This window comes from Pseudomonas sp. DF5 (genome assembly GCF_058148225.1).
The window spans coordinates 1-12861 of record NZ_JBYVYM010000042.1 but is presented as its reverse complement, the minus strand read 5'-3'; the positions used below and the strand labels follow the sequence as shown (position 1 = coordinate 12861).

Here is a 12861-nt window from a genome sequence, read left to right as displayed (position 1 = left end):
CAAGCACCTTGGTCAGGTTCGGCAAAATCAACAACAGCGTAGTAGCAAATAGAATGAGCCCGGCTTGACGTACTTTCGAATGTTTGAACATGGCTTGACCGCCTTTTTTGTTATTTCCTGGTTGCCTGCCTGCATATCTCCATGACGGCAGAGCGCTGCACTTCCTGTAGGACGAGAGCCTCGGCAAAACCCGACGACAACTTCGTACAGGTTTACATTAGGGCCCGCGTCACGCTTGGCTTAGATCCATTTCGTATGGGCTTAGCGCTGATCGCTGCCAAAAAGACATGAGGCCTATGGCCATCTTCTTGGGCGCCCGTTGGCTAGACAGCTTGGTGACACGAATCGATTAATCCGATAGCTGACTACCGTTCGTCTGAGCGTGACCGTCAACGCCAATGAGCGCTGTGGTCATTGAATCCACGGCTGCTCGGCATAAGGTGAGGGCATAGAGATCACCCTCAGGTTCGAGAACGCCATGACCCAAGCTTTGATATTCGACGCGTTACGCACGCCCCGTGGCAAAGGCAAGGCCAATGGCGCCTTGCACAGCGTCAAACCGGTGAACCTGGTGGCCGGGCTGCTGACGGCGTTGCAGCAGCGCATGTCCCTGGACACCAGTCAGGTCGATGACGTGGTGCTTGGCTGCGTGACGCCTGTCGGTGATCAGGGCGCCGACATTGCCAAGACCGCCACACAAGTGGCCGATTGGGACGTCAGCGTGGCGGGTGTGCAACTCAATCGCTTCTGCGCGTCGGGGCTGGAAGCAGTGAACCTGGGCGCGATGAAAGTGCGTTCCGGCTTCGAAGATCTGGTGGTGGTCGGCGGTGTCGAGTCGATGTCCCGCGTCCCCATGGGCAGCGACGGTGGAGCCTGGGCGCTGGATCCGGAAACCAACTTGCACAGCCATTTCACACCCCAGGGCGTGGGCGCCGATCTGATCGCGACAATCGAAGGTTTCAGTCGTCAAGACGTCGATGCCTTCGCGTTGCACTCGCAGCAGAAGGCGGCGCGGGCGCGGGCGAATGGTTCCTTCAACAAGTCGCTGGTGCCGGTGCAGGACCAGAACGGCATCATCCTGCTCGATCACGATGAGTTCATTCGCGCCGATTCGACAATGGAAGGCCTGGGCAAGCTCAAGCCGAGTTTCGAAATGATCGGGCAAATGGGCTTCGACGCCACGGCATTGCGGGTGTACAGCCAAGTCGAGCGGATCAACCACGTTCACACGCCGGGCAACAGCTCCGGGATCGTTGATGGCGCGGCACTGATGCTGATCGGCTCCGAAGCGAAGGGCCGGGCACTGGGTTTGCAGCCACGCGCGCGGGTCGTCGCCACGGCGGTCACCAGCACCGACCCGACCATCATGCTCACCGGCCCGGCGCCGGCCACCCGCAAGGCACTGGCCAAGGCCGGACTGCGGGTCGAAGACATCGACCTGTTCGAAGTCAACGAAGCGTTCGCCTCGGTCGTGTTGAAGTTCATCAAGGACATGGCCATCGACCCGGACAAGGTCAACGTCAACGGTGGCTCCATCGCCATGGGCCACCCGCTCGGCGCCACCGGTTGCGCGATTCTCGGCACGCTGCTCGATGAACTGGAAACCCGGCGCCTGCACTATGGCCTGGCGACATTGTGTGTCGGCGGCGGCATGGGCATTGCCACCATCATCGAACGCCTCTGAGCCTGCGTTTAAGAAAATCCGACTCAAGGAAAATTGCCATGACCCAAGCCATTCGTTACGAAAAGGGCCAGGACCGGATCGTCGTCCTGACCATCGACATGCCGGGCCAGAGCGCCAACACCATGAACGCGGTCTACCGCGAGGCCATGGCCACCTGTGTCGAGCGCCTGGTCGCCGACAAGGATGCGATAGCCGGCGTGATCATCACCTCGGCCAAGAAAACCTTCTTCGCCGGTGGTGACCTCAATGAACTGATCAAGGTCGGCAAGCCCGAAGCCAAGGCCTTTTACGACATGGTGCTGACCCTCAAGGGCCAACTGCGCACCCTGGAAACCCTCGGTAAACCGGTGGTTGCCGCCATTAACGGCGCGGCGCTCGGCGGCGGCTGGGAAATCTGCCTGGCGTGCCATCACCGTGTAGCGCTCGACAACCCGTCGGTGCTGCTTGGCCTGCCGGAAGTCACCCTCGGCCTGTTGCCGGGCGGCGGCGGGGTGGTGCGCATGGTGCGCATGCTGGGCATCGAAAAAGCTCTGCCGTATCTGCTGGAAGGCAAGAAAATCCGCCCGCAACAGGCGCTGCAAGCGAGGTTGATCGACGAGTTGGCCGTCGATCACGATGAGTTGATGGCCAAGGCGCGGGCGTGGATTGCTGCTCATCCGGTTGCTGTGCAGCGCTGGGACGTGAAGGGTTATCAGATCCCTGGCGGTACGCCGTCGGATCCGAAAGTCATGCAGATGCTGGCCATCACGCCGTCGATCCTGCGCAGTAAAACCCAGGGGTGCCTGCCCGCACCGGAGAAAATCCTCTGCGCCGCAGTGGAGGGCGCCCAGGTGGATTTCGACACCGCGCATCTGATCGAAACCCGCTACTTCACCGAACTGACTACGGGCCAGGTGTCGAAAAACCTCATCGGCACCTTTTGGTTCCAGCTCAATGAGATCAATGCCGGCGGTTCGCGACCTCAGGGCATAGCGCCTTACGTGACGAAGAAAGTCGGCGTGCTCGGCGCCGGGATGATGGGCGCGGGCATCGCGTTTGTCAGCGCCTCGGCCGGCATCGATGTGGTGCTCAAAGACATCAATCTCGCAGCGGCAGAGAAGGGCAAGGCCCACTCGGCGGCGCTGCTGGACAAGAAGGTTGCTCGGGGCCAACTGAGCCGGGAACAGCGCGAAGCGATTCTGACGCGAATCCATACCACCGAAAATGATGCGGATCTGGCTGGTTGCGATTTGATTATCGAAGCGGTGTTTGAAGATCGCGAACTGAAGGCCAGGGTCTCGTCGGCGGCGCAAGCCGTTGTCGGCCCGGATGCGGTGATCGCCTCTAACACCTCGACCTTGCCGATCAGCAGCCTGGCCACCGCTGTGCCGGACCAGAGCAAATTCATCGGCCTGCATTTCTTCAGCCCCGTGGAGAAAATGCCGTTGGTGGAAATCATCAAAGGCGTCCATACCAGCGACGAAACCCTGGCTCGCGGGTTCGATTTCGTCCTGCAAATAAAGAAAACTCCGATTGTGGTCAACGACAGTCGCGGTTTCTTCACATCGCGGGTGTTCGGCACCTTTACCAACGAAGGCATCGCGATGCTCGGCGAAGGGGTGAGTGCGCCGATGATCGAGACCGAAGCGCGCAAGGCCGGCATGCCTGTCGGGCCTCTGGCGATCTCCGACGAAGTTTCCCTCAGCCTCATGAGCCATATCCGCGAGCAAACCGCCAAAGACCTGCGAGCGGAAGGGAAACCGCTGATTGAGCACCCGGCGTTCGCTGTGATTGACTTGCTGCTCAAGGAATACAAGCGTCCGGGCAAGGCTGCTGGAGGTGGTTTCTACGATTATCCGGCCGCAGGACAGAAGCATTTGTGGCCGGAGCTGAAATCCCGTTTCGAGAAAACCGACCGGCAGATTTCGCCGAAGGATGTGCGTGATCGACTGCTGTTCATACAAGCCATCGAAACCGTACGTTGTGTAGAGGAGGGCGTGCTGACCTCAACGGCGGATGCCAACGTTGGCTCGATCTTCGGCATCGGTTTCGCGGCCTGGACCGGCGGTGCGTTGCAGTTCATCAACCAATACGGTGTGAAAGACTTCGTCGCCCGCGCCCAATACCTGGCCGAGCAGTATGGCGAACGCTTCACGCCGCCTGCGCTGTTGCTGGAGAAAGCCGCCAAGGACGCGTTGTTCTAAGGGGCGTTCTAAGGGACCGATGACGCCTTCCGGGGCTTGCCTTGCCACCGTGTTTCAAGGCAGGCTCTGGGGTGTGCATTATTCCCACCATGTGTCAGGTATTTTTTATGTCGTTACGCATCTGCATTCTGGAAACCGACATCCTGCGTCCGGAACTGGTCGATCAATATCAGGGTTACGGGCAGATGTTCCAGCGTCTGTTTTCGCAGCAACCCATCGCGGCCGAATTCAGCGTGTACAACGTGATGCAGGGCGAATATCCCAGCGATGACCAGACCTTCGATGCGTATCTGGTCACCGGCAGCAAGGCCGATTCCTTCGGCGCCGACCCGTGGATTCAAACCCTCAAAACGTACCTGCTGAGCCGCTACGAACGTGGCGACAAATTGCTGGGCGTGTGCTTCGGCCATCAACTGTTGGCACTGCTGTTGGGCGGCAAGAGCGAGCGGGCGACCCAGGGCTGGGGCGTCGGCACCCACAAATACAAACTCGCGGCCAAGGCGCCGTGGATGAGCCCGGTGAGGGAAGAACTGACGCTGCTGATCAGTCACCAGGATCAGGTCACCGCGCTGCCGGAAAACGCTACGGTGATTGCTTCGAGCGATTTCTGCCCGTTCGCCGCATACCACATCAACGATCAAGTGCTGTGCTTCCAGGGGCATCCGGAGTTCATTCACGATTACTCACGGGCGTTGTTGGATATTCGTCAGGAAGCGCTGGGCGAGCAGATTTATTCGAAAGGTATGGCGAGTCTTGAACACGAGCATCACGGCACTACCGTCGCAGAGTGGATGATGCGGTTTGTGGCGCACAAGCCTGAGACTGACTCGGTTAAGCCTTAAAAGCTTCGCGGGCAAGCCTCGCTCCTACGGATAACCCTGTAGGAGCGAGGCTGCCCGCGAATTTTGCAGACGCCTCGGTTCCGACTACAACCACCCAGACTTTTTGAAGCTCGCCCACAAACCGACGCATCCAACGGTAATAAACCCCAGCACCGCGAAATACCCGTAATGCCAAGTCAACTCTGGCATGTCCTGGAAGTTCATCCCGTAAATCCCCGCTATCGCCGTCGGAAACGCCAGAATCGCAGCCCACGCCGCAAATTTGCGCTGCACCACGCTCTGGCGCGACGCCTCCAGCAACACCCCGACCTCGATGGTCTGGCTGGCAATGTCCGCCAGGGTCGTGAGGTCTTCCATCTGCCGCGTGACATGAATCTGCACATCGCGAAAGTACGGGCGCATGTTTTTGTCGATGAACGGAAAGCTCAGATTCTGCAGTTCCTCACCGATCTCCACCATTGGCGCCGCAAACCGGCGCAAGCGCAATACATCGCGGCGCAGGCCGTGGAGTTTCTGGATGTCGTGCTCGTTCAGCGAACCGCAAAGGACATTGCGTTCCAGCTCATCGATCTCGGCATGAATCGCTTCGCCCATAGGCTGGTAGTTTTCGATCACGAAATCGAGGATGGCATAGAGTACGAAATCTTCCCCATGCTCCAGCAACAGCGGGCGCGCCTCACAGCGTTGTCGGACATGGGCGTAGGATGCCGAGTGACCATTGCGCGCGGTAATGATGTAACCCTTGCCGGCGAAGATATGCGTTTCGATGAACTGCAATTTGCCTTCATGGCGGATCGGCGAATACGTGACGATAAACAGTGCATCGCCGAACGTTTCCAGCTTCGGTCGGCTGTGTTTTTCCAGGGCGTCTTCGATGGCCAGTTCGTGCAGGTTGAACTGGCGTTGCAGGTTGAACAGCTCCTGCGCATTGGGCTCTTCGAGGCCGATCCACACAAAGTGACCAGGCTTGGCTGCCCAGGCAGCGCCTTCGTCGAGGGTGATGTTGGTGACTTTCTTACCGGCGCTGTAAACCGCAGCAGCAACGACTCTACCCATGATGATTCACTTCTTATTGGTCGCTTTCTATTGGTAAAGACTGGCGGTGCCAGGCAGGTTTCAGCTTAACCTTGTCTACTGCTTGAGAGTCAGCAAAATCTGCGGAGTTCGCAGGCAAAAGAAAACCCGCACAGGGCGGGTTTTCTATCAGGCGGCTTGTAGCTGCCGATCCATCGAGTCGATGCATTCACGCATCTGCTCACGGCACTGGGCGATCAACATCGGCATGTCATCCAGGCTCAATCCGGCCGTAGGAATTGCCGGCAACGAACGGATCAGAATCTTCCCACTGCGCCAGCGGTTCAATCGCATGTGTTTGACGTAACTGCTGACACACACCGGCACGATTGGCACACCGGCGGCAATCGCCATCTGGAACGCGCCTTTCTTGAACGGCAGCAGTTCTTCGCCAAGGTTGCGGGTGCCCTCGGGGAAGACCCAGATCGAGGTGTCTTCATTCTGCAAGGTGTGAGTGGTGGTCAGCATCGACTGGCGTGCCTTATGCGCATTGCCACGGTCGATCAACACATTGCCGGCCAGCCAGAACAGCTGCCCGAACAGCGGCACCCATTTCAGGCTCTTCTTGCCAATGCACACAGTACGGCGGGGCACTACGTTGCCGAACACAAACAGGTCGTAGTTGGATTGGTGGTTGGCGATGATCACGCAGCTGTCAGGTTTATCCATCAACGGCCCGACATCGGCCTTCACCCGCAAACGCAAGATGCACATCGCCGGCCACGCATACAGGCGCGCGCACAAACGGCTGTTGTCCGGATTGAATGGCCGGCACAGTCCGAGAATTACTCCGAGCACACCGGCCAGAATAAAGTGCAGGCCCATCAATAACATACGAAACACAAACAGCATTTAAAGGCCCGCCGGGACAAAAGGTGGCGCAGTGTACGGATGTGCACTGTTTTCGGCAATTGCCGCTATGGAAGTGGGAGATAGCCGATGTTTGAGCGTATGTTTCCGACTTGTGGGTCAGATGCGGCCTAGAGCGGTTGTAAGGTTTTAAACCAGACACCCAAGAAAAAGCCCGACACGACGGTCGGGCTTTTCGGTGCAACGCGTTCGGGCTTAGCCCATGTGCTCCTGATCCAGGATGATCGCGTTGTCCAGCGTCTCCAGCAGCGCCTTGCGCGTTTTCAACTTGGTGTTCTTGTGGGCGATCATGTTGAGCTTCTTCAACTGACGAGCCGCCGCCAGCGCCGCGCCTTGCAACTCTTCGGCCGACACCACCATATCGAGGAAGCCGGCATCCACGGCGCTTTGTGGATTGAACATCTCGGCATTGATCACCGCGCGATGAAACGCCGACTTGCGCAGACGATCACGGGCCAGTTCGATACCGGCGTGGTGCATGGTCATGCCGATCTGCACTTCGTTCAGGCCAATGCTGAACGGGCCATCGACACCAATGCGGTAGTCAGCCGACAAAAGAAGAAACGCACCCTTGGCCACCGCATGCCCAGGACACGCCACGACCACCGGGAACGGATGCGACAACAGACGACGAGCCAGGGTCGAACCCGCAGCCACCAGCGCCATGGCCTCGTTAGGCCCGGCCGTCATCACCTTCAAATCATAACCACCCGACAAAATCCCCGGCTGACCGGTAATGATCACCACCGCCCGATCCGCTACCGCCCGATCCAGCGCAGCGTTAAACGCGACAATCACGTCTGGAGAGATGGCATTGACCTTGCCATTGCTCAAGGTCAGGGTCGCGATACCGTCTTCGAGATGGTAGGAAATCAACTCACTCATGACGCCAATCCTTCTAATAAAGTAGGGCAGACGTTACCCACCGCTGTAGGCCAGGTAAAGCGCCGTGACTGACCCGCCAGTCACCCTTTTCCCGCCCGCCAGGCACAGCCCGCCCCATCCACCGCGCATTGGCCTCTATATAGAAGGGGAGGTGAAGCCGGAGATTGGCAGGTTTGCCATGCCCTTGAACGCCCCCAAAGCGCTAATCGCGTTAAGCGCATGAAAATTCTGAAAAAAATGTTTGCCATCAGAAAAGCTTTCGACTACATTAGCGCGCCTCGACAGACTGAATAAGTTTGACGAGATACGGTGAAGTGTCCGAGTGGCTTAAGGAGCACGCCTGGAAAGTGTGTATACAGGAAACTGTATCGAGAGTTCGAATCTCTCCTTCACCGCCACATTTATACGTTAGAGCCCTGATTATTCAGGGCTTTTTCGTTTCTGCATTTCTAAAAAAAATTCCAGCCCATACTTTGGCCCATACCCTGGATGGCTCAGTGCTTTGCGACCAAAGGCTAATTTTTCCGACAGTTTCTAAGCGGCGTAGTCCAACAGCGTCAGTCGATCAATCTGGCTCGCATCGTTGTAACCGGGACCGTCCTCGGCTGACACCAACGCGCGAACGCTTGTCAGCAGATAGTAATAGCGCGTCGATTCAGCGTGCGGGTACGTTAAACCAGAAGTCATGGGGTATAGACCTTATAAAGTCATATCTCAGTAAGGTTCAATATGCTTCATACCCGGTTTTGCGCCCGGTTTGGATGCTGTGCATGACTTTACTTTCACGGTAGCTGCGTTGCTCTCGGTACGTTGTGCGGCCTATGGGTGGACACCTACCAAGTATTTTCAACAGTCTGGACGAAATTGAAAAGGAGCCCTATCAACTGCGCGCGCGATTGTGCTGGATCATAGTGGCGAGCTGGCGGTGCACAGGCTTGAAGGCGGTGGATTGGAGGCGTGGGTGGTGGCCGATGCAGAGCGTGTAACACTCGCACATTGAAGGCCCTAAGGGCTTCACGCAGATACTGCAAGGCCTTTCAGGGCTGACTCAAACGAGTCAGGCTATGGGGTTGCTTACAGGCTCAGGCACTGCTGTTGCGGAAACTGCCGGGTGTGATGCCGACTACTTTTTTGAAGGCTCGGGTCATGTGGCTTTGATCGAAGAAGCCGCAAGTGAATGACGCTTCTGCGAGACTGGACCCGGTGCGCAGCAGTTTTTGGACCTGGGCGATTCTTTTCTGGATTTGATAGCTGTGGGGGGAGACGCCAACGCTTTTTTTGAACACCCGGATCAGGTAAAGAGGGTCAAGGTTCACCAGTTGCGCCAGTTCTTCCAGAGACAGATGTTTGTCGAACTCGTCTTCGAGCTTCCTCTTGATCTTTTGCACTGCGTGCTGCTCAGCCGCACTGACTGGTTCGATGGGCGCTCCGCTACGCTCGAAGAGCTGCGTCACCAGATCCAGCAGGATAGTTTCCCGTTCAAGGCTGGAGGGGGATTTTTCAATGGTTTGATGTTGATGCAAAAAGGTCCGGGCGAAGTCGGGGGCCTGGCTCAGAGCTGTTTGAAAAAGATGAATATGATCGTCTGAAAAACGCCCTTGAAACACCATCCGATTGACCCATTCGGGGTCGATATAGAGCATTCGATACATCCAGCCCTCATCATGGCCTGGCAGGCCGTCGTGGATCTCCCCTGGGGTAATGGTGACTACACTGCCCGCGCCCCCCATGTAGTAACTGCCGCGATAAAAAAGTTTTTCAACACCGCTACTTATAACGCCGATAGCATACCGGTCATGTGAATGTCGGCCGAAAGATTGAGTACTGTAACGCGCAGATAGCAACTCACAGTCGCCTTCGGGTATACGCCAGAACTGAACAAAGTCCTTGTCTTTTTGAGGGGCTTTACTACGACGATTCTCGTCCATGAATTGTCCAGTTTTGTGCAATACGTATGAAAAAAAGGCCGCTAAATTTAGCACCTATTTCATAACACAAGCTAGGGGATGCGATGTCTACAAAACTGGTTGTTGGGGATTTTAATAAGTCTTCATGGTCATTTCGTGCGTGGCTGGTTCTTGTGACAGCGGATGTTGCATTTGAAACCCTTCAGATCAAACTGGAACAAAGCGACACCCGCCAGCGTATTCTGGAGCACTCGCCTTCCGGCAAGGTACCGGCGCTGCTGCTTGATGATGTCGTCATCAACGACAGCCTGGCCATTAGCGAATACATTGCCGGCACCTATCCGGCCGCCAACCTTTGGCCCCAAGATTCACGGATCAAGGCCCTGGCACGAGCTGCTGCGGCAGAGATGCACTCCGGTTTCACCCACCTGCGCACGCAGATGTCGTTTGGCCTGAACACCGGTGACATCCCGGAAAGCCTGACCGCCGAGACCCGAGAGGAAATCATGCGGGTATTCGCTATCTGGAACCAGCTCCGTGAGGTGAGTGGTTCAACTCAATTCCTCTGCGGTGACTTCGGCATTGTTGATGCGATGTTTGTTCCGGTGGTGTTCCGCTTCCGTCGTTATGGTATTGCCATTCCTACGCAACTGCAGGGCTATGTCGAAAACATCCTGGGTTATGCACCGGTACAACAATGGTTGAAGTTGGCTGCGCAAGAAGTTTAAAGAGTTGTGTTGCTGATAACTATTAATGCCAGTTAAAAGTTAGTTGTTTTTTTTGCGCGTGGCAGAAAAGACCTTTGGGGCTTTTCTGCTTTGTCGAGCCTGATATTTGTTGCTCGGGGGGAGTTGTGAATGTTCATAAAGTTAGTGTCGGTTTTTATCAATGAGGTTTCTCATGTCGACTAATAACAATCGGGCAATCATGGAATTGACCATCGGTGGACTGATGCTCAGTCTGTCTGCTCTAGCTGTCGCTTTCGCCCATATCGGCGCGGGTGGAGCAGGGTTCTATCGGATGGTGTTCGCCTCGATCCTGTTCTTCCTGCTGCTCAAGGTGCGCAAAACACCGGTACTGCTTAAAAGCGCCAGGGCGCAGCTGTACACCGCGTTGGCTGGGGTGTTTTTGGCCATCGACCTGGTGCTCTGGCACCAGAGCATCTATATCGTCGGCCCGGGCATCGGGTCGATCCTGACCAACTGTCAGGTGTTCTTCATGACCCTACTGGGGTTGTACCTGTTGAAGGAAAAACCTTCGATCTACTTCCTGGTATCCATTACCTTGGCATTTGTTGGGCTCTATCTGTTGTTGCTACCCGAAATGACCAGTGCGGTAGGGATCAAGGGCGTGGTGTATGGCGTGCTGTCGGGGCTGGCGTATGCCATCTGCGTGTACTTCCTGAAGATCAACACCCAGTTGCCTGACGGCGGGGGTGACAAGATCGCACAGATGCTCAATTTGAGTCTTTGGGCGGCACTGGTTCTGCTGACATACGCGCTGGTAACTGGGGAAAGCATGGCCATCGTGGATGGGCAAACCTTGCTGATGCTGATCATATACGGGGTGCTGGTGCAGTTTGTCGGCTGGTTGCTGGTCAACCGTTCGATCGGAGCCATCAGCCTGGGGTTGGCCGGACTGATCCTGTTACTGGAGCCGGTGATCACGTATTTCATTGATGTCACCTTTCTCGGCAAGGCCAGCTCCACGCTGCAGTTTTGCGGCGCGCTGGTGACTATCTTTGCGGTTTACATCGGCTCAATCAAACCGCCTGAGAAAGCGCCCCCATTACCCGAAGCGACCTGACAGAAGGTGTATATCACGGCGGTATTGTGAACGACGGGCTGCTGTGACCCTAGCCAATACGTTACGCGCAGGCCCGCAAGGTCTGCGTGTACTCGTTTCTATCCGTAACCCCTGATTTCGAGAGAAGTCAGGGGTTTTGTGGTTTCTGGCGGCTGGATTTTATGCATGGCGGTATCAGCGAAGGCGCTTCCGAAATTGATGTAGGACGATGGATAGGCGCGTGGGAAGCAGTGCTGGAAAGCCATATGGTTTTGGGGCTTTCATAGGTTTTGGCACCTCGCATGAGCCGCATCGGGAGGGGGTATTCGTTTTGCGCCTTTAAGGTACAAAATGACCCAAAGGGCAGTGCACACGACGCGCCCCATTATTCGGAACGGACGCACGCAGGTTATGTAGGAATTCACCATGGAGCAGGCAGAGTTGGAAAAAGTTCATGTGGAGATCGTCAAGCTGATGGCAGAACAGCGCAAGCTGAACGCTGAAGCTGGCAAGATGACCCGTGAAACTTTTTGGTACCCGGTAGCTGTTGCGACTGGCTTGATCGGTACGGTGGCGACTGTCACTGCGGTGTTGATCAAGCTGCTCTGACCCCTGATTCTTTCGATGCCGTGAAAGGCTGATTCACCTCGCCTCGCGATCCGTTCGGTGCGAATTTTTTGTGTATGAAGGGATTCATGAGCGATTTACTCGATTTCATCAGTGCGCTGTGCCAGGTATCCGATTGGACGCCATCACGCCCCAGGCGGGTATTTTCACGACGGTTCGTGTTCTTTATGGTGCTTGTAGCGGCATTCGAGTTGGTATTACTCAACCATTACTGGGGGTAATCCAGTTCCGGGCTTTTTGTTTTCATCACCTGGCTACCGAGGAATAATGCGCGCTTCTATGAAGAAGGACATCTCATGATCACCACCACAACCCACACCATCGAAGGTCGGCAAATCACCGCCTACCTGGACATCGTCAGTGCCGAGTCGGTGCAGGGCGTTAACGTGATTCGCGACATGTTCGCCGGGATGCGGGATTTCTTTGGTGGGCGTTCTCAGACGTTGGAGCGGGCATTGAAGGAGGCGCGGATTCAGGCGACCGATGAGATCAAGGAGCGGGCGCGGGCGCTTCAGGCGGATGCGGTGGTGGGGCTCGATTATGAGATCAGCATGCCGGCCGGCAAGGGTGGGATGGTGGTGGTGTTTGTGACCGGGACGGCGGTCAAGCTGAGGTAGGTCGCGCGGTACTGGCCATTCGTCGGGCATGTAACGATCTGAATCACAAGTCTGGGAATGACCGGCTAGTCTCAAAAACCAGGGTGGTTGATATTTTTCAGGCAAAAAGGGCTTGCCGGTATCGACCCGTTTTGAGAGGAGCGAAGATATGACTGAGCCGTATATCGAAGACAACGGGGCAGAGTTTCCAATCAATGACTGTGTGCAGTGTGGTCAGACGGACTATGTACCGAGCTTCGGTGAAGACCGTATCAAAATCAACAAAATCAAATCTGCAGTGCCTAGGACCCGAGGGCCGAAATCGAAATTCATGCCCAAGCTGGGGGCGCCCTCCAGGAAGTAAATCGTAAACAGCACGAGCCCCGCCATCGAGCGGGGTTTCTTGTG

The 12861-nt window shown here is 56.2% G+C and carries 13 protein-coding genes and 1 tRNA gene; 9 read left to right on the top strand and 5 right to left on the bottom strand.

Annotated features, from left to right (window positions below):
* Positions 1–478: 478 nt before the first annotated feature.
* The 3 genes from AC30D7_RS27450 (at position 479) to AC30D7_RS27440 (ending at position 4709) form a co-directional block, all read left to right on the top strand.
* Positions 479–1684 (top strand): acetyl-CoA C-acetyltransferase, encoded by a 1206-nt coding sequence (locus tag AC30D7_RS27450; RefSeq protein ID WP_490136168.1) that lies wholly within the window; start codon positions 479–481, stop codon positions 1682–1684.
* A gap of 38 nt (positions 1685–1722) precedes the next feature.
* Entirely contained in the window at positions 1723–3867 is a 2145-nt protein-coding gene (locus AC30D7_RS27445; RefSeq protein WP_490136167.1) for a 3-hydroxyacyl-CoA dehydrogenase NAD-binding domain-containing protein, read from the top strand.
* 107 nt (positions 3868–3974) lie between these two features.
* The gene (locus tag AC30D7_RS27440) at positions 3975–4709 is read left to right on the top strand and encodes an amidotransferase (RefSeq protein ID WP_490136166.1); all 735 of its coding nucleotides are present in this window, start codon (positions 3975–3977) and stop codon (positions 4707–4709) included.
* A gap of 84 nt (positions 4710–4793) precedes the next feature.
* Here the strand turns inward: AC30D7_RS27440 and AC30D7_RS27435 are convergent, their stop codons facing one another.
* The 3 genes from AC30D7_RS27435 to AC30D7_RS27425 form a co-directional block, all read right to left on the bottom strand.
* Positions 4794–5765 carry a magnesium and cobalt transport protein CorA gene (locus AC30D7_RS27435; protein WP_490136165.1) on the bottom strand — a complete coding sequence of 324 codons (972 nt, stop codon included), beginning with the start codon at positions 5763–5765 and terminating at the stop codon, positions 4794–4796.
* Between the two features lie 147 nt (positions 5766–5912).
* The gene (locus AC30D7_RS27430) at positions 5913–6635 is read right to left on the bottom strand and encodes a 1-acylglycerol-3-phosphate O-acyltransferase (protein WP_018925219.1); all 723 of its coding nucleotides are present in this window, start codon (positions 6633–6635) and stop codon (positions 5913–5915) included.
* A gap of 213 nt (positions 6636–6848) precedes the next feature.
* Positions 6849–7538 carry a crotonase/enoyl-CoA hydratase family protein gene (locus tag AC30D7_RS27425; protein WP_490136164.1) on the bottom strand — a complete coding sequence of 230 codons (690 nt, stop codon included), beginning with the start codon at positions 7536–7538 and terminating at the stop codon, positions 6849–6851.
* Between the two features lie 308 nt (positions 7539–7846).
* On the opposite strand from AC30D7_RS27425, the gene AC30D7_RS27420 reads away from it, so the two are divergent.
* A tRNA-Ser gene (locus tag AC30D7_RS27420) sits at positions 7847–7936 on the top strand.
* Positions 7937–8072: 136 nt separating this feature from the next.
* On the opposite strand, the gene AC30D7_RS27415 is transcribed toward AC30D7_RS27420, so the two are convergent.
* Both AC30D7_RS27415 and AC30D7_RS27410 read right to left on the bottom strand, forming a co-directional pair.
* Entirely contained in the window at positions 8073–8225 is a 153-nt protein-coding gene (locus AC30D7_RS27415) for a hypothetical protein (RefSeq protein ID WP_019579725.1), read from the bottom strand.
* Positions 8226–8620: 395 nt separating this feature from the next.
* A complete protein-coding gene (locus AC30D7_RS27410) occupies positions 8621–9466 on the bottom strand; it encodes a helix-turn-helix domain-containing protein (RefSeq protein ID WP_026331738.1) in 846 nt (281 codons plus the stop codon).
* Between the two features lie 83 nt (positions 9467–9549).
* Between AC30D7_RS27410 and AC30D7_RS27405 the strand changes: the two genes are divergently transcribed.
* The 5 genes from AC30D7_RS27405 (at position 9550) to AC30D7_RS27385 (ending at position 12817) form a co-directional block, all read left to right on the top strand.
* Positions 9550–10173, top strand: a complete 624-nt coding sequence (locus AC30D7_RS27405) for a glutathione S-transferase family protein (RefSeq protein ID WP_026331739.1) — start codon at positions 9550–9552, stop codon at positions 10171–10173.
* 172 nt (positions 10174–10345) lie between these two features.
* Positions 10346–11251, top strand: coding sequence for a DMT family transporter (locus tag AC30D7_RS27400; RefSeq protein WP_019579728.1), 906 nt, complete (start codon positions 10346–10348; stop codon positions 11249–11251).
* 405 nt (positions 11252–11656) lie between these two features.
* The gene (locus AC30D7_RS27395) at positions 11657–11839 is read left to right on the top strand and encodes a hypothetical protein (RefSeq protein WP_490136163.1); all 183 of its coding nucleotides are present in this window, start codon (positions 11657–11659) and stop codon (positions 11837–11839) included.
* A gap of 314 nt (positions 11840–12153) precedes the next feature.
* Complete coding sequence (locus AC30D7_RS27390) at positions 12154–12474, top strand: YbjQ family protein (protein ID WP_007940782.1); 321 nt, start codon at positions 12154–12156, stop codon at positions 12472–12474.
* A gap of 148 nt (positions 12475–12622) precedes the next feature.
* Positions 12623–12817 carry a hypothetical protein gene (locus AC30D7_RS27385; RefSeq protein ID WP_239077721.1) on the top strand — a complete coding sequence of 65 codons (195 nt, stop codon included), beginning with the start codon at positions 12623–12625 and terminating at the stop codon, positions 12815–12817.
* Positions 12818–12861: the final 44 nt, after the last annotated feature.

Excerpts from the sequence above, each read along its gene's own strand:
- AC30D7_RS27415 (WP_019579725.1), bottom strand. The coding sequence starts at position 8,225 with ATGACTTCTGGTTTAACGTACCCGCACGCTGAATCGACGCGCTATTAC.
- AC30D7_RS27440 (WP_490136166.1), top strand. The coding sequence starts at position 3,975 with ATGTCGTTACGCATCTGCATTCTGGAAACCGACATCCTGCGTCCGGAA.
- AC30D7_RS27410 (WP_026331738.1), bottom strand. The coding sequence starts at position 9,466 with ATGGACGAGAATCGTCGTAGTAAAGCCCCTCAAAAAGACAAGGACTTT.
- AC30D7_RS27435 (WP_490136165.1), bottom strand. The coding sequence starts at position 5,765 with ATGGGTAGAGTCGTTGCTGCTGCGGTTTACAGCGCCGGTAAGAAAGTC.
- AC30D7_RS27425 (WP_490136164.1), bottom strand. The coding sequence starts at position 7,538 with ATGAGTGAGTTGATTTCCTACCATCTCGAAGACGGTATCGCGACCCTG.
- AC30D7_RS27405 (WP_026331739.1), top strand. The coding sequence starts at position 9,550 with ATGTCTACAAAACTGGTTGTTGGGGATTTTAATAAGTCTTCATGGTCA.
- AC30D7_RS27430 (WP_018925219.1), bottom strand. The coding sequence starts at position 6,635 with ATGCTGTTTGTGTTTCGTATGTTATTGATGGGCCTGCACTTTATTCTG.
- AC30D7_RS27385 (WP_239077721.1), top strand. The coding sequence starts at position 12,623 with ATGACTGAGCCGTATATCGAAGACAACGGGGCAGAGTTTCCAATCAAT.
- AC30D7_RS27445 (WP_490136167.1), top strand. The coding sequence starts at position 1,723 with ATGACCCAAGCCATTCGTTACGAAAAGGGCCAGGACCGGATCGTCGTC.
- AC30D7_RS27400 (WP_019579728.1), top strand. The coding sequence starts at position 10,346 with ATGTCGACTAATAACAATCGGGCAATCATGGAATTGACCATCGGTGGA.
- AC30D7_RS27450 (WP_490136168.1), top strand. The coding sequence starts at position 479 with ATGACCCAAGCTTTGATATTCGACGCGTTACGCACGCCCCGTGGCAAA.
- AC30D7_RS27390 (WP_007940782.1), top strand. The coding sequence starts at position 12,154 with ATGATCACCACCACAACCCACACCATCGAAGGTCGGCAAATCACCGCC.
- AC30D7_RS27395 (WP_490136163.1), top strand. The coding sequence starts at position 11,657 with ATGGAGCAGGCAGAGTTGGAAAAAGTTCATGTGGAGATCGTCAAGCTG.